Source organism: Candidatus Abawacabacteria bacterium (genome assembly GCA_016207805.1).
Classification (GTDB): Bacteria; Patescibacteriota; Gracilibacteria; order RBG-16-42-10; family RBG-16-42-10; genus JACQZO01.
Genome location: JACQZO010000011.1, coordinates 95846 through 116307 on the forward strand (window position 1 = coordinate 95846; position 20462 = coordinate 116307).

The 20462-nt window shown below is 40.7% G+C and carries 19 protein-coding genes; 4 read left to right on the top strand and 15 right to left on the bottom strand.

Annotated elements, in window-relative coordinates; translation table 11 throughout:
* The first annotated feature begins 58 nt into the window (after window positions 1-58).
* Genes obgE through HY817_03295 form a run of 3 tightly spaced genes read left to right on the top strand, consistent with a single transcriptional unit; the run spans window position 59 to window position 2447 of the window.
* Window positions 59-1372, top strand: coding sequence for a GTPase ObgE (gene obgE / locus HY817_03285; GenBank protein ID MBI4836259.1), 1314 nt, complete (start codon window positions 59-61; stop codon window positions 1370-1372).
* Complete coding sequence (locus HY817_03290; protein MBI4836260.1) at window positions 1369-1920, top strand: aminoacyl-tRNA hydrolase; 552 nt, start codon at window positions 1369-1371, stop codon at window positions 1918-1920. The genes obgE and HY817_03290 overlap by 4 nt, the downstream gene beginning before the upstream one ends.
* A complete protein-coding gene (locus tag HY817_03295) occupies window positions 1917-2447 on the top strand; it encodes a CYTH domain-containing protein (GenBank protein ID MBI4836261.1) in 531 nt (176 codons plus the stop codon). The genes HY817_03290 and HY817_03295 overlap by 4 nt, the downstream gene beginning before the upstream one ends.
* Here HY817_03295 and HY817_03300 read toward each other — a convergent pair.
* The 8 genes from HY817_03300 to HY817_03335 all read right to left on the bottom strand — a co-directional run bounded on the left by HY817_03300 (window position 2444) and on the right by HY817_03335 (window position 12613).
* Entirely contained in the window at window positions 2444-3187 is a 744-nt protein-coding gene (locus HY817_03300) for a hypothetical protein (protein ID MBI4836262.1), read from the bottom strand. The two genes, HY817_03295 and HY817_03300, sit on opposite strands and share 4 nt — an antisense overlap.
* 71 nt (window positions 3188-3258) lie before the next feature.
* A complete protein-coding gene (locus HY817_03305) occupies window positions 3259-3822 on the bottom strand; it encodes a DNA-3-methyladenine glycosylase (GenBank protein MBI4836263.1) in 564 nt (187 codons plus the stop codon).
* 64 nt (window positions 3823-3886) lie between these two features.
* Window positions 3887-6139 (bottom strand): hypothetical protein, encoded by a 2253-nt coding sequence (locus HY817_03310; protein ID MBI4836264.1) that lies wholly within the window; start codon window positions 6137-6139, stop codon window positions 3887-3889.
* 47 nt (window positions 6140-6186) lie between these two features.
* Entirely contained in the window at window positions 6187-6990 is an 804-nt protein-coding gene (locus HY817_03315) for a hypothetical protein (GenBank protein ID MBI4836265.1), read from the bottom strand.
* A 33-nt stretch (window positions 6991-7023) separates the two neighbouring features.
* Entirely contained in the window at window positions 7024-9357 is a 2334-nt protein-coding gene (locus HY817_03320; GenBank protein MBI4836266.1) for a hypothetical protein, read from the bottom strand.
* A 61-nt stretch (window positions 9358-9418) separates the two neighbouring features.
* A complete protein-coding gene (locus HY817_03325) occupies window positions 9419-10396 on the bottom strand; it encodes a hypothetical protein (GenBank protein MBI4836267.1) in 978 nt (325 codons plus the stop codon).
* 70 nt (window positions 10397-10466) lie between these two features.
* Complete coding sequence (locus HY817_03330) at window positions 10467-11063, bottom strand: hypothetical protein (GenBank protein ID MBI4836268.1); 597 nt, start codon at window positions 11061-11063, stop codon at window positions 10467-10469.
* 83 nt (window positions 11064-11146) lie between these two features.
* The gene (locus HY817_03335; protein ID MBI4836269.1) at window positions 11147-12613 is read right to left on the bottom strand and encodes a fused MFS/spermidine synthase; all 1467 of its coding nucleotides are present in this window, start codon (window positions 12611-12613) and stop codon (window positions 11147-11149) included.
* A gap of 483 nt (window positions 12614-13096) precedes the next feature.
* Here HY817_03335 and HY817_03340 point away from each other — a divergent pair, with 483 nt between their 5' ends.
* Window positions 13097-13969 (top strand): A/G-specific adenine glycosylase, encoded by an 873-nt coding sequence (locus tag HY817_03340; protein MBI4836270.1) that lies wholly within the window; start codon window positions 13097-13099, stop codon window positions 13967-13969.
* A gap of 403 nt (window positions 13970-14372) precedes the next feature.
* Here HY817_03340 and HY817_03345 read toward each other — a convergent pair whose 3' ends face one another.
* The 7 genes from HY817_03345 to HY817_03375 are packed head-to-tail and all read right to left on the bottom strand — an operon-like array spanning window position 14373 to window position 20114.
* On the bottom strand, window positions 14373-15197 hold the full coding sequence (locus tag HY817_03345; protein ID MBI4836271.1) for a metal ABC transporter permease: 825 nt from the start codon (window positions 15195-15197) through the stop codon (window positions 14373-14375).
* A complete protein-coding gene (locus HY817_03350) occupies window positions 15190-15867 on the bottom strand; it encodes a metal ABC transporter ATP-binding protein (protein MBI4836272.1) in 678 nt (225 codons plus the stop codon). Before HY817_03350 ends, HY817_03345 begins: the two co-directional genes overlap by 8 nt.
* Window positions 15868-15875: 8 nt before the next feature.
* Entirely contained in the window at window positions 15876-16448 is a 573-nt protein-coding gene (locus tag HY817_03355) for a ribonuclease H-like domain-containing protein (GenBank protein ID MBI4836273.1), read from the bottom strand.
* A gap of 21 nt (window positions 16449-16469) precedes the next feature.
* Complete coding sequence (locus tag HY817_03360) at window positions 16470-17942, bottom strand: hypothetical protein (GenBank protein MBI4836274.1); 1473 nt, start codon at window positions 17940-17942, stop codon at window positions 16470-16472.
* Between the two features lie 8 nt (window positions 17943-17950).
* Window positions 17951-18466, bottom strand: a complete 516-nt coding sequence (locus HY817_03365; GenBank protein MBI4836275.1) for a cob(I)yrinic acid a,c-diamide adenosyltransferase — start codon at window positions 18464-18466, stop codon at window positions 17951-17953.
* The gene (locus HY817_03370) at window positions 18463-19827 is read right to left on the bottom strand and encodes a hypothetical protein (protein MBI4836276.1); all 1365 of its coding nucleotides are present in this window, start codon (window positions 19825-19827) and stop codon (window positions 18463-18465) included. The genes HY817_03365 and HY817_03370 overlap by 4 nt, the downstream gene beginning before the upstream one ends.
* Before the next feature lie 5 nt (window positions 19828-19832).
* On the bottom strand, window positions 19833-20114 hold the full coding sequence (locus HY817_03375; protein MBI4836277.1) for a hypothetical protein: 282 nt from the start codon (window positions 20112-20114) through the stop codon (window positions 19833-19835).
* Window positions 20115-20462 lie beyond the last annotated feature (348 nt).

The window sequence follows — 20462 nt, forward strand, 5'->3', positions numbered from 1 at the left end:
AATAATTTGCCTCTTTGCTCTTTGCTCTCTACACTTCTAGAGATATTTGTAATTTTTTATGTCTGTATTTTGTGATTTAGCAGAAATAACTGTGGAAGCTGGAAAAGGAGGTAATGGTTTAGTGAGCTTCCGGCGAGAAAAGTTTATTCCTTTTGGTGGCCCGGATGGTGGCAGTGGGGGATATGGTGCGGATATTTATTTTCAAGCTGATCCCAATATCAATACACTTACTGATTTTCGCACTCATAAACTATTCAAGGCTGCGGATGGGGAAAAAGGCGGTGCCAATAACTGCTCAGGAGCCAATGGCGAAGATCTGATCTTGCCGGTACCAGTGGGTACGGTGGTAAAAGAAAATGATAAGGTGATTGCTGATTTGTCCTATCCCAATCAATTGGTGCGCATTGCTGCCGGCGGTCGAGGGGGCTTTGGGAATGCCCATTTTATCTCTTCTGTGCGTCAGGCCCCCAAGTTTGCCGAGCTCGGAGAAGATGGTGAGAAAAAACTGTTAACGTTAGAGTTGAAATTAATTGCTGATGTGGGATTGGTTGGGTATCCTTCCGTTGGCAAGTCGACGTTGATCTCAGTTATATCTAATGCTAAACCCAAAATTGCTGATTACCCTTTTACTACGCTGATACCTAATTTAGGAGTAGTCCGTTTTGCTGATTTTGATTTTGTGGTCGCTGATATTCCAGGATTAATTGAAGGTGCTCATCTTGGTAAGGGATTGGGTACGGAATTTTTACGGCATATTCAACGTACACGGGTACTGGTTCACATTTTAGATGTGCAACGTATGGATATTGTGGCTGATTATCATGCTATTCGTCATGAACTAGCGACTTTTGATGCTGAATTGGCTAAAAAACCAGAAATCGTGGTCTTAAATAAAGTAGATACTATTGATCCGGCAGCGATTGAGCTATTGATACAGGGCTTGCTAGAGGCGCAAATTGTACCTACCAAAGATGATGTTTATGCCATCTCAGCTGCTGCTCATCAAGGTTTGAAGCCATTACTTTATAAAATTGGAGCAATGTTGAAGGCTCTGCCCAAAGTTCATTTCGAAGAAATGCCTACCGTATCTGCGGATGAGATTGCTATTCTGAAGCCTCATTTGGCAGAAGGTGCGCGGACATTTTTTGTCGAGAGAACTGGGCCAGAAGAAATCGTGATTCGGGGTAAGCGTTTGGAACAAATTGCTAATATGACCGATAGTTCTAATCCAGAAGGTATGCTGCGCCTCTACGATATTTTTAAAAAACTTGGTGTCATGCGTATTTTGCGTCGGGAAAAAGGAGATGATAAAACTAAGGTGCTTATTGGTAAATTGGTGATTAATTATTCAGATATACCGTTTCAGCTATGATTGTCATTGTTGGTTTGGGTAATCCAGGGAAGGATTATCAATATACTAGGCATAATGCTGGGTTTCTCTGTTTAGATGCTTTGCAAACAGCTTGGCAGTTTCCGCAATTTCATAGTGATAAACATTTTCAAGCAGAAATTGCTAAGGGGAAAATGCATGATCAGGATATTTTGTTAGTGAAGCCGCAAACTTTTATGAATCTTTCCGGGCAAAGTGTTTTGGCTGTGCAGCAGTTTTATAAATTACCAGTAAATCATTTTTGGCTTGTCTATGATGAATTGGATTTGCCGATAGGAAAAGTTCGTATTCGTAAAGATGGTTCTAGTGCTGGGCATAATGGTATCAAGTCTATTATTGCAGCCTTAGGCTCTGATCAATTTTATCGTTTTAGAATTGGGGTGAAGCCAGAACATTATCAACCGGGTATGGAAAGACAAAGTACCGTATTAGAAAGATTCTCTGTGCAGGAAGAAGAACATTTGTTCAATGTCTTTGGCGAAGTGCAAAAAGCAATTGAAAAAGAATTAATAACCATTCCTCAAATATGATTGAAGTAGAATTGCGCAGTTTTTTGAATGAAGAACAATATCAAGCGTTGCTAAGCTACTTTCAGGAACATGGGCAATTTGTTAACGAAGAAGAACAAGAAACGCATTATTTTGATTGTGACCAAGACTTGCGGATTCAAAAAAGTACTAAGGGAGCGAAAGTCTGGTTAAAGAAAGGGAATATGCATGATGCAGCCCGAGAAGAAATTGAAATCAAAGTTCCTGCTGACGATTTTGCTAATTTAGCAAAATTATTTGCCGCATTGAACTATGGTGTGAAAGTAAAATGGCTACGTAAACGCTATACTTTTTCCTGGCAAGGAGTAAGTGTAATGTTGGATTATACCAAAGGTTATGGCTGGATTATTGAATTAGAGAAATTAGTGACCGAGGGACAGGAAGTAATCGCCCACGAAGAATTACAAGAAAAGCTTAAAATTTTAAACATTTCTGTAAGTAGCAAAGAAGAGTTCGAAGATCGATATCAATACTACTTGGCGAATTGGCAACACCTTATTGCTGATTAGATCGCTAATTCAATGGCCGGAATAAGACGAATGTCAGTGGCTTTTTCCCCTCTGTCAGCAGGGGCGAAGGTTAGTTTCTTACCTTCACAAAACATACCAGCTAATGGTATTGCTGGATTTTTCTCTACTTGTTCAGCATTGAGCACTACTAAGGTGAGAGTATCTAAAGGTAGGTCGGAAAGTAGATCAAGTAACCTAATACTTAAGGCAGCGCGAACACTACTGACTGTGCTGAGCCCCATTGCTTGATACTTTTTCAATAGGCCAATCACTTGTGTGTCGCTGCTCTTTTTATGTTGTTTTTTATGATCAAAAGGTATTTTCCCTGTCTCGACAATCATGCCTTGCCATACCAATTCTTCTTCTCTGCCATTATTCCACAAGTTATTATCACTAAAGTTGTGCATATAGGGAGCCAGTGCAGCTCCAAACTTCTTAACCAATGCTTGGATCATTGCATCGCGGCTTATTGGTGGGATAAGGATCAGTCGGCTTGCTCTAAAGTCTTTTGTGCGGGCTAATATTTCTGGTGTCACTTGTGCTGCTATGTGCTCCCAGGGGGGAATCGAGGTAATATCGATGCCTAAAGTCTGCCACAGGTGAATTGCTTGGTTATATTGTTCCTGATATCTCTCTAAGGGGGACAATGATAAGGCGAGTGCTTCTCGGGTAGCTGAGACATTATCTTCTCCCCTACGGGGTACTTTACCTTCGATTTCTTCTGGTCCCTTTTTTATCATTTAATTAAGCTAATCCGTTAATATTAACTGAATTAGTATCCCTTAACAATGCTTAGGTATTTACTTTTGCTTCAATAATGAAAGCGCCACAAATGTTCTTGTGCTTTGCTAATTCCTATTCTGCTAGATCGCTGGAAAGTTGTAATCTTTTTGTCGGTGCTTTCGATATATAAAGGTGGGCAAGTAAGTGGCATGCCATCATGCTTGGTAGTAAGTCCATAAGCCTGGCAGACTTTTCCAGGACCATTGGTGAGCTGCTTTGGTGATGTGGTCTTTGTGCTTTTTCCCAGAGAACGATTGCTGAGCATAATATCAGTACCAAGTATGGGGATAATGGATCTAATGAGGATCGCTGAAGGAAAATGCTCTTCTTGAGTAACCACGTTTAAGCAATAATACATGCCATAAATGAAATAAATATAAGCAAAACCAGCCGGACCAAACATAATCCGATTTCTTTGATCCAAACCTCGAGCACCATGGCTAGCTAAGTCGTCGCTACCAATATAGCTTTCTACTTCATTAATTTCTCCTACCAATTTCCCTTGAGGGCTCTCATATACTAAATATTGGCCCAGTAATTCTTCAGCTACCAATAAAGTGGGTCTAGCATAAAATGATGCTGGCAGAATCATAAAGTTTGCTATTTCCTACCGCAAACTCTAATCACAGCTAAAGACTTTGTCTAATGCGTGGCCTTTATCTGATGGCTCTTGCTAAGGCATCGCGCTGGCGCTGTCTTATTTGTTCTTCACGTTGACGATAGTAGGCATCTAGTCTAGCTCTAGCCTCGGCTTTCAACGTATCAATGCGAGCTAGTCTTGCCAAAGCTTTTTCTGCTTCAGTTGGTGCTCTACGTGATCTGTCCTTGTTGTTGTCAGGTAGTGATAGCGATGATGATTTATCACTAGCAGCCAATTGATCTAATGCCTGGTAAACTTCATTGTTCTGTTTTTGGTGGGATGTTACTGCTCTAGTTTCAGGTGAAGAGGCGTTTTGTTGTCTTGCTTGGTAGGTAGGATAATAACCAATTGAATTGGAGTTTGTTACCATAGAGTCACTCAAAGCAGAATTAGCTTGATTAGTCTCTGATGGTGAAATTCCTGTTGTTGGTGTTTCGGTGCTCGCTGTTGGTGCAGTTGGTACTTTAACTTGAGCATGACGATGAACAGTATTTAGCTCTGGTGCTCTAATAGTAACGGACTGTACATTGCTACTACCAGGAAGATTAAGACTGATCGAGAAATTGTGATCTTCACCTACACTTCCTAAATATGCTACGGCTACTTGTTCCCGATTGTTTTTTGTGTGTAATTGATCGACTTGATTTGCTAAACGGTGACCAATATTACTGGCTAAGTAATCTAGTTCACCTGGAGAAAGCGGGGCATTGTCATACATGCGTCGTAATACTTCTTTTCCTTGATCATTGTGCAGAGCGGCATTGATGCCTCTTTCTACACTGGCATTCCTACTTTCTTGTTCTGACAAACCTGCTCGTACAGAGCCGGTTGCTTCGAAGTATTGCTCTTGTGCCTCTACTATTGAAGGCGCTTCATTGGCATCAATGTCAGTAGCAGGTTGAGGAGCTATTACTGTTGTCGTTGCTATGTCAGCGTTTTGTTCCTGGTTTTTTTTGCTACTGATACCAAGTCCACCTAATATACCCAAAAATCCCGCTAGAGCGGCTGTAGCAAACCATCTATTTGCTACTTTTGGTTTTTGTGCCGATGTTTTTTTGACTTCAGCTGGTTTGTCTGCGCGTCTCTTCAACCAGGCTTTGGCTTTTGTTAGCCACCCTTTTACTCCGCCCCTGCTCTCTTGCTCTACTACTGGTCTTTCCGCCATGACAAATTTGCTACTTTCTGGCTCTTCTTGAGCAACTGTTTCTGGACCAGAAGTATTTGTAGTTCCGCTAAAGGTAATCTCTGGCAAACTCAATGGCTGATAAGTGCCGTTTCTCACTTGAATTAAGTAGGAGAGATTATCCACTATCATCCCTACTTCGAAATGAATAAGACTTAATGTAGTTGCCGGCAAATTATTGCGGGCAGGAATATTTTTTATTAAAGCGTCTCGTAAGGTGGTGGCGAGCTGTTGGATGTCAGGAGCAGAAAGTTGGCCGGCTTTGATAGCGACAACCGCCTCTTCAATAGAGTTATCAGCTGGTAAACTTGCCAATCTGCGTAGTTCTCTATAGTGCTGCAGTAATTGATTAGCATAGAATTCTTGCCCATTAAGCTGGGGTAATGGCCTTGTGTTTCGTGCTGTGGTAAATTCAGCTAAGATCGGTTTCCAGCCATTATCATACCGAACAGTTTCGACAACTGGTTCATTGACTTCTTTTGTCGCTACGATGCTTTCAATATTTTCACCTAGCTTTGCCGATAATCCAGTTTGAGTACCCAACATTGCTGAAGGTGAGACTGCTTCCATTCGTTGGGTTGTATTGCCTGAGGCTATATCCACTGATGCTTTTGGTTCTGCGATTCGTAAAGCAATAGTAGTGGCAGGATTTTGCTCTCTGATACTGCGTCGTATTCTTTGAGTAGAAGCTAATGCGTCGCTAATTGCATTAGTAAATCTTCGCGTATTGGTTAGGGACGCAATTGCTCTAATCCTTTCATCAATCCGGCTCAAAACAGTAGCAAGCCGTGCCGGTGTAATGGTCGCTTGGGTGAGCTCATCTAACACTCCTATGGGAGAGAAAAACGCGAAAGGAGGCTTATGTTCCTCAGCGACTTTACTTATTGTCTGGAGACAATCAGCAATGATTTTGATTTCTGTACCATACACAAGTTCAGCATCTCTTGAGGGCTGATCAGGTGTAGTGATCTGTCGTAGTGTGTTTCTGATAGCAGATCCTGCTGCTATGGAGGGTCGTGCTGGTGTGGCTGGACGAACACCACTTTGGACGCCCTCATCTAACAACTTTAATCCTTCTTGAGCCATATTTTATTTTTGTATTCTTCTTATTATACCTCTTTTTTTATCCTCTGCTAATGGGCCTGGCCATATACACGCAATATTGCTTGGATAAGCGTGGCGAAAAGTGGTGGCAAGGGCACAGGTCTAACCCAGTCACTATTGCCAATAATATAGCTTACTGATGCGCCTTTTGCTCGTGAATGAGTAATTTCACCAAATGTGATTGTTATTCTTAGTGCGTCAGCTAGTATGCTGACCTGAAATAATTGGCTTTTTTCTCCTGAAGCAGTAATTTCTTTGGGAACAAATAGGAAGTAGTTGGCTTTGCCCTTTGTTGTGGTCATGGCGATTTTTTGGAGGCCTTGTACTAAGATTTCCCAACGGCTCATTCGCCAATCATCCATTACTACGCTAGTTGTTGTCCGTCTTTCTTTAATGACAGCCTGTAAATTACTAAATGCGGCCCGTAATTTTACGAGGCGTGTAAGACGATGATGCACAATCTCATCAACTTGTTGTCTAGCACTATTGGTAGCCACTATTAATAGTGCTTCCACTACTTCTTTCAGCAGAAAGTTTAGGGCAGGAATTGCTTGGGGGGCTTGATGAAGTTCTTCAGCTTCAGTATCGATACTGACTTGTTGAGCCCTGAGATTAGCATCCGTTCTGACAGTGATCAGTGGATCAGAGGTTCCAATTGGTTCTGCTCGATACAATACGCCAGGGACCATTCCTGTGCCCAGAATTAATGTGTGATTGTGCGACGGTGTCTTAACTTCAAGGCGTTTTCTTTCCCGAGCAAGCTTTTCTAATATAGCTGTGACTTCCTCTTCTAGGGGAAGTGGTGGGGGAACTACATGCAAGCTTGTCCTCATAATTCTAAAATACTGGCCATGAGAGTTGTTGAGCTAGTTCCATAAAGAAGCAATAAAACCGCTCAATCTTTGACGCAAAGTCTTCGATGGTCTTTGCTCATCAAGGTTATGAATGATGGTGTGAGCTGCTCGCGAGTCTACCCAAACTTTTCGGTCAGTAGTCGTCATAGCGCGATATTCAGCAGATGAAGGATCAGCGTAGCGTGTTTTAGGAGCGGTTCTTCTACCACCAAACCAATTACTTACTTTATGCCAGAGATTTTGTAATCTTCCTCTCGATTGGGGACGTTCTGTCTTAGGCTGATAATTAAGAGCATGATTGTACCTCGTAGAGCCTGGCTCTAAGTAGAGTGTACTTTCTCCGCCTTTTTGCAGTGTATGTCTAGGATTTTGAGGGCTTCTAGCTGTACGACGGCGCAATTCATCGGCTAAGCTATAGGCTGACGCATATGCTTGCTCCGCAGGGATTACAGCTGGAACGGTTTCGCCTGATGGTGAGGCAATGACTTCTTGGCCCTCTGACTCAGATCGATTTTCTAAGATAATTGTGCGCAGGCGAACTCTACGAGCTCTGGCTTCCGTATTAGCAGCATCTTTTCCCTCAGTGACAGAATTAAAATGGATAACACGCTGCTCACCGCGGCGAGTGACTTGTACCAAGTTAAAGCCTCTGGATCCATCTTGATAAAGGGTGAATTGGTCGCCAATATTGGTATGTCTGGGACCCACTGGATCATCAATACGATCTAAAGATACGGGACTTTTAGCTCTTTGACTTGCCCAATAGTCAGCCACAGCTTCTGGGGAGAGGCCGCTCGTTAAACTACGATTTCTACGCAACATTGTCTGTACTGCAAACTGTATATTGGCTTGGTAACCATGCTGTACAGCAAAAGTATCTACTCTAGTGCCAAATGTTGGTGCAGGGCTAGGCAGTGATGGTGGTGCTACTGTCGGAAGAGTTGGTGACGGCACAGCTACCACTATATGATCCTCACTGACATCTTCTAAGAGTGATGAATCTAAGTATGGAATTCCAGCATCAGCGACGCTAGCATTATGCTGATTTGTAGCTGAGGCAGTGCCAGCATCCATGCTGCTAAGTGACATTGTAGTACTTCTATGTGTTCTATTACCGCTCGCGACTGCAGGTAGAGGTTCACTTCTATGAGCGTTTACGGTAAGTCCTAAGTCTAAGGCTTGAATGCCCAGTGCACCTACTAGTGCTGCTAAAATAGCTCTTCTATGTTGTCTCGCAGTTGCTAGGACTTTCTTTCCGGTGATGCGATTTTCTTGGGCAATGTTAAAATTATCTATTGCCATTGCCATCTGCTCAAGAAAAGTGGTTCTAGCTGTATCATCATTAAGGCGGGGGGATTTCTCTGTTAAGGTACTATTCACTTTTCTTAGTGCTCTGGTTTCCGATCTAGTTGTCGCTTCTACCGAAACTAACTCAAAAACATCTTGAGTCGGAAGCACTTGATCTCTCTGTTCTCTTATGAACCTTACAGATAAATTATAGGTTCTTTCACCAACCATTAATGGTACCACTAATACATCATGCTTGTTGGTTGCCAAAGTAATAGGAGCTGGGGCCACTGTTATTTGATATGTTTTTGTTCCTCTAGCCACCCTGTCGACGGCGACTTCTGTATTCTGATTAATGAGCCCGATAATTCGTGGAGAACAAGTGGCAATAATTAGTTCTAGGGTTTTATTTCTAGCTATGATATTCCCTTCAACAAGTATTCTTAGCCAATGATAGAGAGGGAATACTGGTGAAGATAAGTTTTGGGGATTGTTGATAACGGTTTCAATTGCCTCTTGAGTGCTAGTATGTCGATCACTTAATTTTCCAGAAGCTAGGTTCTTGCGTAGTTCAGCAAAACTCTCTGCTTGGCGAAGTTTAGCTAAATATCTTTGTTCACCAGCAGTAAGATCTTGTGAATCTACACTGAAAGACTTTCCTATCACCTGTTCTTTAATTTCAGGGAACATCTGTGATTCACACTCTGTCATTACCCCTCGCAGTCGTCTTTCTAACCAATTTGATAAATGAAAAATAGCTAAGGCTACAGGAGAATAAGTACCACTGTCTCGTTTTGCGTCTGGCTGTCGAACCAATGCCATTGGTACGTCTCTCTGGAATAAGTCATGTAAATTTGTCAGTTCAGCATGAAAACCACTGAGCAATGTTGTACATCTCTCACGTACGAATCTGTTGTTTGGATTTTCATCAATCTGTCCTAAAGCGCCTGATGCAACCGTTAGTAACCTGTCAAACCATTCAAAACTTTGTATCTCAGGAAAGGAGATAAGTTGAGCCTCAATTGCTGGTTGGGTTCGTTGATCCACATTAGTAGTCATATATGTCTCTATAAATAAAAATAAATAGTAATATAATTGTGATTATTTGAGTTGTCAATTTCTAAAATAGCTTGTTTAGCCACTTTCTGGCTATGCTTCTTGCTGAGGTTAATAAATTAGCCCCCTTCTGCCACCAAGCTGCTGAACCAGCATTTTCTTTCTTAGTTGATTTGTGAGGATTAAGTAGCGTAACAATAGATGCTTTCGTAAGAGGCTGGCCTTGCAGTGACTTATCTCTTGCTCTTATGACTTGTAAAGTTTTGTAGCCATTTTTGTCTAGGCCGTAGCGAACTGTAAATTCTATGGCTGGTAGACTCCGATATGTAATCTCTGGCCCTTGCTCAGTAAGAATGCGAACTTGATACGTGTCATCAGTGGTATTGGTAACTTGAATATGGGATACAGTAGTACCAGAAACATATGAAATGTATTGCTGTACGCTTGCTGCTGTATTGTATTTTGGTGCGGCCAATTTAGGATCGGTGGCAATACGGATAAAACTTGATAAAGTGAAACTATGGCCATGGTCAGTTTCAACTAAAGGTTCAAAACCATCATGCAACGCAATATTTTTGATAGTAACAGTGTTTTTCGCTCCTTCACTGGCATAAGTAGTTATCGTTGTACCTAGCAATGGACGGATAAAGTATTTTCCTGCTAAATCCGTTAGTTCTTGGCATTGTTGAGCAGCATGAAGATACGCTCTTCCACCGCCAAAGCTGGCCAACTGATGAAATTCAGTGCTTGTTAGGATAGGATTTAATACTGCTACAGCTTTAGTATGATCTGCATGAAAACGTCGCAATGCTTTTAGTGCTCGTAAGGGATCAAATGTTCTGCTCAACTCAGTGATATCTGTGCTCACAGAATCATAAAGAGCTTTCATGTGTGCTGTTAGGATTTCTTGACTTTCTCCTGCTTCAATCAAAGCTGCTCGAGTTGCAGCTCTGGAAATGCTCAGCTTCTCTGCGTCTCTATTGATGACGAGATTGTCTAATCCAGTAGTAGTTGGTTTCTCAGGGCCAAAAGTATCAATCATATAATTTCAAAGAGAAAGTAATATACCACTTTTCTTTAATTTTGTCTGGTTTTGTATCTGCTGGAGTGAATTAAGGCTTGGGGAGATGAGTTTGTTTCAATTGGGTAGCTGTCTCTTTTCTCCTGGTGTGACCATGTTCAGCTCCATTTGTGAGAATAGATGGTAAACTTGTCATTGTTGCCTGACTAACAGCGTGAGAACTGCTACTAAGTTCTTCTACGCAGCTAGGACTTAAAAAGGCTATGCCCAGACCCAGTGCAGCAAAAATACGAGGTGAGCGTACAGATGATTGTGCTTTTCTTCTGATGTGCGAACGTTGTCGCGCCTGTTCTGCGTGAGTAGCTAATGATTGGGCGATCTGTTCAATGTGACATGGGGTGAGGCCGACATATTCAGGTTTTTCGGGAGTGAAGTTTGAATTGAATTGAGAACAGATTGGTATTTCACCGTGCACTATTTTGACAATATTAAAACGGTGATTATCCATTGGTACTGTCATTACTTGAATTTCAAAAGATTCTCCAGCTACCTGGACATGAATATGAAAAATAGCGGCATTGCGATCCTGAATTATTCGAATTGGTCCTGAAAAATACTGTCGTACCCTGCCTTCTAGCTCATAATGGACCGAGGCAGGAGGTTCGCTGGTTTCACTTAAACGATGCATAACAAAATTTTTAAAAGAAAAGTCAATATAAAACAAAATAACCACTGAGTCAACGCTTGGAAAACTGCGGAGCGAATACTAGCTTATTTCTTCACTACATGGAAGGCTTCTTCACCGGCTATCAATTCGAGGATATTGCTATCATCCGTTTGGATCAAATTCAGGTCAAAATCTGTGATTTGTATTGGAGGATATTTACGCCAGATATGATAGAGTTCAGGATAATTTGCTTGAATTTGGCTAATATTGCTTGGAATTACCCAAGCGTTTTGACTGCCGATTAAGACCGTATTATAGCCATTATTCGTGTCTATTGTATAAACATAAGGGAAAATACTATGGAGAGTAGCTGCCAAATAACTATCTAATTTAGAGCCAGGACCACTATGAGCGACATTGATTGCCAGTAAGCCATTATTAGTGAGATGACTTTTCGCTTCAGCAAAAAATTCTTTTGTGGAGAGATGTACGGGAATATTTAAATTATGATAAGCATCCATGATAATTAAGTCATAATCTTCATCAGTCTGATGCAAAAAACTGCGGGCATCTTGTTCGACCAGTTTTAAATTTGGTTTGTCTAAATCGAAATATTGCTGAGCGGTTTTAATAATCGCAGGATCAATTTCTACCCCCGTAATTTGCATTTGAGGAAAATAGTGGCTTAACAAAGTACTAATATTCCCCCCAGCTACACCCAATAATAGTGTTTTTTCTACCGGCAGATAATAAGGGATAACCGTGTAATAATCCCAATAATTTTGGGTGAACAATGAATCAGCTCGTTTAATTGAATGGACTCCATATGGTGCGTCTAATTGTAAAAAACGAATGTCATTATGATCATAAACATGAATGTACCCATAACTAGATTCTGTCTGATAAACCGTATAGGCATTAGTTACCGCCGGCTTAGCAAAGATTAAAAGTAGAGCTGCTATAATGGGAAAAACGATCAACCACTTTTTACCTAAGCCAATAGTGGCAGTAATAAGTAATACGCATGCAAAAAATAGTGTTGTTCTCAAACTGCCAATCAAGGGGATAGTAACCAGTGATGGAAGAAATGTGCCAATCAAGCTTCCTAGGGTGGAAATAGCATACAGAGTACCAGCTTCTCGTCCCAATTCTTTGAAATGGTCTGCATAGAGCTTGAGAACGTAAGGAGAAACCATGCCCATGAGCGTACAAGGTGGCAAAAAGAGAACAATGCTAATCACTATAGCTGAAATCAGCAAAGAAACACTAATCCCTTGTTGGGTGATGAGATTAAGCAAAAAGGTACTAAGCCAGGGTAATACCATCATCCAGATACCTACAGCCCAAAGAATGCCATAAAGCATCTCTGATCGAGGATACTTGTCAGCCATTTTCCCACCAAAGTAATAGCCGATCGATAAAGCAAGCAAAACAATACCGATAATGCTGCTCCAGACAAATAATGAGGTGCCGAAATAGGGAGCTAAAATACGAGAAGCATTAATCTCTAATGCCATCAAGCTCATACCAGAAATAAAAGTAGTCCAGAGAAGAAAGCGATGAGAACGCATAAAAAATTACAAATTACGAATTACAAGTGGAGTGTAAAGAGTAAAGAGCAAAGTGAAAAGTGTTCTGCCCAATTCAGCGTAGCGGTAATAAATAGTTATTCCTTTTTCCTTGTTCCTATTTCCTGAGTCTCGCTGCAATCCCTCAAAGAGGAAAAAGGCGCTAGGAATTAGGAATAATACTTGTCTCACAAAGTTGCGAGACTCGTAGACCCCTCTAAGCGCGTGATGTACAAGATGTGTTCCCCTGATAAAATCTAGGGTGGTGTCCTCAGTCTCGAATTCCACGGAACCAAGACGATTCGAACTCCATTAGCACGAATTGTAGAGAAAAATATGCCTGTACTTTAGCCGCGAAAAAACAAAGAAGAGTCACGCCCGGAATGTAGCATAATGTAATGAGGAAAAAAAGCATTTTTTTCTCTTATCCACTTGTACCCTCGAGCCCCAATTAGTAATTTGTAATTCGTAATTCGTAATTTTTTTATGTTTTGGTCCAAGACAATTCTAAACTGGTTTAATCAACATGGCAGACATCATTTGCCTTGGCGGAATACGCGCGATCCTTATGCTATTTGTGTTTCTGAGTATATGCTGCAGCAAACTCAGGTGGAGAGAGTGATCCCTAAATATGAAGCCTGGTTAGCTACTTTTCCGACTTGGGAGATTTTGGCTCAAGCCAAAACAGCGGATGTGCTGCGGCTCTGGTCTGGTTTGGGCTATAACTCACGTGCTTTACGATTACAAAAGTTGGCTCAAGTAGTAGTCGATCACTATCAAGGAAAACTTCCTGATAATGCAGCAGAGTTAGTAAAGTTGCCAGGTATTGGTCCTTATACTGCTGCAGCTTTGAGCTCTTTTGCTTTTGAAAAAGAAATAGTAGTGATTGATACCAATATTGAAAGAATTGTTTTGCGATACTTCTGGGCTGAGCCTGAAGCGAAAAGAGCGAGAGTGACGACTCTCTTAGAGGAGGTAATTATCGAAGCGAGTAAGAAAAAAGTAGTTTTTTCACGCTTTTTCTTTCAAGGCTTAATGGATTTTGGCTCGGCAATTTGTAAAGCAAAACCGTTATGTACTATATGTCCGTTACGTGAGAGTTGTCAGGCTTTTGCTAAACAACAGTTTTTAGTGAAAAGACCAAAACAATCACATTTCCCTCATTCCCGCCGTTTCTATCGTGGGCAATTAATCAAGACTTTGCATAGCAAGCAAAAGCTTACCTTAGCAGAATTAGCCAAAGACTATGATATTCAAAAGTATTCTTGGCCGGAAATTGTACAAGGTTTAGAAAAAGATGGTTTGATAGCTGTGCATGAAGAAGGAGAACCTTATGTTACTTTACCAGGGGAAGTTTGATGGAGCTTTGGGCTGCATAGAAGGTTTAGTTCTTTGGGCCGTAGGAGAAGTGAATGTTTACAGACTTTATCAGTATCAGATCCCTCGACTGCGCTCGGGATGACAGGTGAGTGTGGTTGTTCACCTAACAATCTGGTCATGAGTTTTTGCTGAGACAGAAAGTATTTGACCAATCAGCCAGGTCATCGTCCCCAAGCCCCTTGCCATACCAAACTGGATACCGGATCAAAGTCCGGTATGACAGTTGAGGGAGAGTTGGTAACTCAGCAGATGGGTCAGTTATTCGTTGCTACAGTAAAAACTGACAAGATTGTTTGCTGAGTCAACTCACTCACTTGTCATCTCGACCTCGTGGAGAGATCTCATGCTGACGTAGCAAATAAACATTCACAGTCCAACTTTTTTACTGACCAGTTTTCCAGCTCAATCTTTTCAGTACATTTATTAACACAAAAAATCCTGTTCCGATCAAAATTATCGTTGGTCCAGTAGGTAAATCGTATAGATAAGAAACAAAGATGCCGATGATTGCCATCAGTTCAGCGCTGAGCAAAGAAAGGATAAGGGTTTGCTTTAAACTTCTGGCTATAGTTAAGGCTATAGCGGCAGGAATAATCAATAAAGCGCTAAGAAGCAATACACCAATGAGCTTAATAGTGATTGCAGTGGCTAAGGCCAAAAGTAATGTGAATAAATAGTTGTATATTTTTACTTTCACTCCCTGACTATGGGCTAGGTCTTGATCAATGGTGATCATGAGCAGGGGCCGGTAGCAAATTATTAATAGTAAAATACTGATGATGACTACACTAGCCATGATTATAATATCAGTAAAAGATACAGCTAATATGTCGCCAAATAGATATTGGAAAAGTTCTGCTCGTAAACCTTGACTGTGACTGACAATTACTATGCCAAAAGCCAATAATGAGGAGTAGAGTAGGGCAATATATGTGTCAGAAGAAAGCGAAGATTTATCTTGTAGCCAAGTAAGTACAAAGGCAATAATTACCGCTAATAAAAATACCGTGAGATTGAGATTTATGCCCAAGGCTATGCCTATGGCTATACCTGTGAAAGCAGCATGAGAAAGGGTATCACCCAAAAAGGCCAACTTTCTGCTGATAACCAATACGCCCAATTGCGATGTAAGCAAGGCTACTAAGCAGCCTGCCAGCAAAGCTCTCATCATGAAAGGTAAATCAAAAATGCTGAAAAAATTACTCATGATGATGGTGATAATGTTGGTCATGAAACAATTCTTGAAACTCCTGACTGCGAATCACGAATGAGGTTTTGCCATAGCAGCAAACTCGTTGGTTTAAGCACAGAATTTCATCAGTTAATTGGATAATGCTATCCACATCATGAGAAACGATCACGATACTTTTCCCTTGGGCCTTCTCTTGTTGGAGCAATTCTCTAAAAGCAATATCACTATGGGTATCAATATTTGCACTAGGTTCATCGAGCAATAATAAATCGGGATTTTGAGCCAAAGCGATAGTGAGAAAAACTTTTTGTAATTCACCACCGGATAATTGTCGTAATGGGCTGGCGAGTATGTGACTCAATGCCAATTGTTTTAATAAGGCTTGGGCTTTTGTTGTGGTTGCTTGAAATATTGCTAAGGCTTCATTGACGGTGATTGGTAATTCAAATGAATTCGGTGGTCTTTGAGGCAAATAACCAAAGGTAAGATCATTGGCCAAAATCACTTTGCCGCTACTGGGTTTCAGGAGACCTAAAAGTACTTTAAGTATGGTAGATTTACCGCCACCATTGGGACCTACTAGGCCAATTATTTGGCCCTTATGGATGGAGAAAGAAACATCTTCAATGATTTTTTTTTGATTCAAGTGTACGGTGATATTTTTGATGTCAGCGAGCAGGGCCATGGAATTTTTTAAAAAAGAGTTAATTCAGGCTCGAAATGGAAATTCACTTTAATAGTTTTAATTTCATTACTGTCTTTCAAAGGAAACTTCAGTTCACCATGTTCCAAACCATAGAGATAAAGTTTGTTGGTTACCTCTACATCTTGGAGACAGTACTTTTCCAAGTCAACATAATTACCTTCATGATACCATTTAATTGCCATCAAGCCATCGGCACTTTTCCCTATGCCGAGGGTGGCTTGAGCTACTTTTTCCATACTTACTCTGTGACCCGTGATCTTTGCTATTTCACTTAATATGTCCAAAGAAGGGAGCTTTTTTAGATTGAGATCGGGAATATAAGGTTGTAATACGTCAAAATCAAATCCTTCTGTGTTGAAACCGACAATACGATCTACGCCGTTAAGTAGGGGAACGAGATCTTTAATAGCTTCTTCTCTTAAACAAAAATACTGTTGCTCTCGTGAATCAAACACACCTGCTACAGAAATCCCTAATTGACCCAGGTTTTGTTTGCCACCAACCTCAAATAATAGTTTTTTAGTTTCCAAATCTAGTACTAAGTAGGAGTGATTGAGCATGATTTTAACGATTAAGTGTAATTAAGCATTTTGAGCGAAGTTGGGCATTTTTGTGCGAGCACTTTTGATGTGATTTGTTGTTTCTTTTCTGATATTGGCATTGTGACTTTCCCCCATATAAATACGTTCCCTCATTTGTTTATCGATCCATTGTAATGCCTGGGAAGTTTCTCTTTCGTCTTCAGGTATAGCAGCAATAATATCGCGGAGAATATTTAAATGTGTAGCGGTAAACTCACCCAATATTCCTTCTTCGATCATTTTAGTTTTTATAGTTTTGATTCGGGCTTTATCGTCAGCAAATTCTTTTTTTTCCCGATTGCGTAATACTGATACAGCAATGGCACAAATTTTTAAAGGTTTGATTGAGGTTACTGTCTTTTGCTTCTCTTCTGGTTCAGTTTCAGCTTTGTCACTGGTAGATTCCCTTTGTGTTTGCGTAGCGGTTGCCAAATAGTCTTTTTTGCTAGCTATAGACATTGCACGGAAGCGGGTAAGCGTTTCCGTGCTTATCCCTTCATGCTTGAGTAGGTTAGTAACCAATTCTTCTTCTCTATTATTTGTCTCTAACTTTTTGCTTAAAGCTTTTTTTTGCTCTTCAAGAGATAAATCCGCGAATTGCTCTGGTGTGAGGCCATGGGGAAAAAGGGCGAATAGATTATTAAAAAGAGTATTATTGGCTAGCTTTTCTTTTGCTAACTTTTGCTGCTGTTCGCTAGTTGTGGGCGACTTCTCTAATTCTTGGATGCGTTTTAGTTTATGTTCAAAAGTACACTTTCGAAAAGCCTCAAGGCATTTACCTCTGCGCTCATCATCCTCAATGTGATGAGCTAATAATTGCTGATATTTATTGTCTAAACTGCGGGCGTATTCCAAATTTGCTGGCAGCATAGCTAATAGCATTCTGAGGCGGCGCATCTTACCAATATGCGTTTGAAAGCTATTGAGACTGATCACTACATTATTCCACGCGCTAATTCGGTCCTCGGGACAAAAGTACTCAGCGTTGGCTTCAAAAAAAGCATAAAATGAGCTTTTATAGCTTTCTCTTTCCATCATTTGTTGAGTCTTTTTTCTTTCGATACGATTTTCTTCTGCTACAATAAACTCGAACAAGCGGCTTTTATCACGAAATGAACCTGAGCAGAATTCTTTTTCTAGTTCTTTTTTTCGATCAAGAGCAATATCAAGCTGATAGAGTCGGCTGAGAAACTTACGTTTGTAGCCTTGAGCCCAGGCTTTTGTTTGCTCGAGCATGAAAATCATGCGTGAGCGGCGTTGCAATAATTCTTCGTGGCTAATGTTTTCACCAGCAGCATCAAAGTAAGCTAAGGCTTCTTGCTGATCATATGAAGTGAAAATCTGATTTTCATCATCAGCATTGCCGTGATAATGATATTGCTCATAAAAAGCTAATAGACGCTCTCTCAGTGAGTAATACTGTTGTTGTTCCAGTAGCGATGACTGGGTAGTGTCGCTATTCGATGCAGCCATACAATTACTTAAAACTCAATGCCCCGTCTTGCTGGCACACCTTTTTCCATATAGTGCTTAATTGGTTTCATCTCGGTAATCAGATCTGCCAATGCCATCATTTCTTCTGGGACATTACGGCCAGTCAGTACTACTTCCATGGTACTGGGGACTTTTTTGATAAAATCACAAACTGCTGCCGTGCTTAGCATTTTTAGAGCAACAGTAGAATTAATTTCATCGAGTACTAAAAGGTCGTAGCCTTTAGTTAGTAATGTAGTAGCTAAAGTTAAGCCTCTTTCTGCTTCTAGGGTGTCCTCTGGGGTGATAGAAAATCGAAATGATCCATCACTATTGCGTCGATTTAGACCGGTAGGAAAAAAGTCTAAACCGATTTGGCTCAAAATCTTTCTTTCACCGTAATCTTCGCCACCTTTATCAAAATAGATAATAGCTACTTTGAGTCCTTGGCCAAATGCTCGTATTGCCAATCCCAAGCCAGCGGTGGTTTTCCCTTTGCCTTTACCAGTATAAATTTGAATCATGCTTTATTTTCTACGGTGCCGATACTAGCACGTTTCTGTGACTTGGCTAAGAGCAAAAATCCCTGTTCGGCCAGTACTCTGGAGCGTCTCATGAAACCGATCACGATTTCTTTTTTCCATTGTTCGTGTTCATTAATTGAACTGAAGTCGAGCACGACATTATCGCTGTTGCGAGCGATAACTTGCCAGGTGTTGCTTATCGGTAGTCTTTCTGAGAATCGGAATAAAGGGAATTTGCCTTCTTTGGTGATTTCATGAACCCTGTTTAATAGTACAGGATAGTTTTCCCAAATACTCGGTATAATTTCAGTACAATTCTCTTCAGCAAGAGGAATATTTCTAGCTAAGCTTTCAGTGCTAATAAAAGCAGGAAATGGTTTCTCTCTTGCCTCATCTATTTCACCTTGGTCTCTTCTTAATTCTGGAGGAATAAAATTTAGACCTAATAATTTATATACTTCTTCCTCGGTTTTACTAGCAATATTATCTTCTCCCCGAAAGACACCATACTCGTTTAATTTCAGGCCTTGATCTTTGGCAATATTTCGTAAATGAACATTGTGATCTTTGGATCCAGTAAAGTATTGTAAAGCAGCCCCAAAACTGTTCGGTTCTACTACTCGCAAATCAATTTGCAAATTCTCGTCAACAATAATGGAAGCTTTTGTGTCACCTTGAGACTGAACGAGTGTGCTCTCCGGGAAATTGACGAAATGAGTAATCAATTGTTCCGCCTGATTGGAAGTGGTCAATAAATCGACGTCACCAATAGTATCCTCAAATCTTCTTAGCGACCCTGCATAGGTAATACTCTCACAGGCAGGATGTTGCTTCATATATGCTAATAAGCGATAAACCACAGGAAATACAGCAGTTAAAGGTAAACGCTTACTTTCTTTTTTTACTCTAGTCAGGGCTTCGCGAATATTCTGAACACTTTTTTTACCAAAACCGGCATGGTTATCCAATTTATCAGTCTGGACTAACTTTTCTAAGTCTTGCATATTGCGCACCTGAAAATCTGCCAATAGTACTTTGGCAGTTTTGGGACCGATATGGGGAATAGAAAACAAGGCTAAAAACTCTTCTGGATATTTAGCTCGCCATTCTTCATAAGCTGGCACCTGACCATTGTGTAGATAGCTAATGATCTTTTCTTGGATTGCCGTACCGATGCCACTGATTTTGGGCATGGTATCTTCATGTACCAAATCTTTGATATCTTCATTCATGTTTTGTAATACTCGGGCAGCATTTTGATAAGCAATGATGCGAAATTTGTTTTTTTTCTCATCCTCCATGGCCAAGATTCGGCCCAAATTGAGGAAAAGCGTCGCTAACTTTTCATTGGTTGTTGGCATAGGATTTAAAAAAGCGAGCGGATTTTATCACCAAAGTTTAGCGTGCCTAAATCATTTTGAATTTGGCCAAATTTATCCTGAATTATATGTACTTGTGTTTGGACATACGAATAAATCTGCCATAGCAAAATTAAAGTAAGAATAATAGGAATGCTATGCCAAATAAGGCCAAGCCAAAAATGGCGAGCTTCTTGTTTGTTCTTATGAATTTGGGCTTCTACCAGTTGATTGAGCAGAGTATTGGTCTTTTGTTGTTCGTCTAGCAAATCTTTGTAAGCGGTTTCCATCGAATTGATTTTAGTGTGAATAATATAGCATATGAGTTATGAATTCGAAGTGCTAACTTGTATGAACACATGTATTGAGTGTTTTTACTTTGGTTGACCATGCATGACCAATAAGCCAGGTAAGCACCCTTCTCCCCATTGTCATACCAAACTGGATTTGGTATCCAGCAGGGACAATAGTGCTATGGGGTAACTTGTAGTTTATGAGTGATATTGTCCTAGCTGGATACCGGATCAAAGTCCGGTATGCCAGTTAAAGGGCGCAGTCAAGAAGGAAATGCAATGGTAGAGGAGTAGGGTCGGTTGGATTTAAGCACAGCAAAAGCAATAGTGAGCAATTTTCTCGCA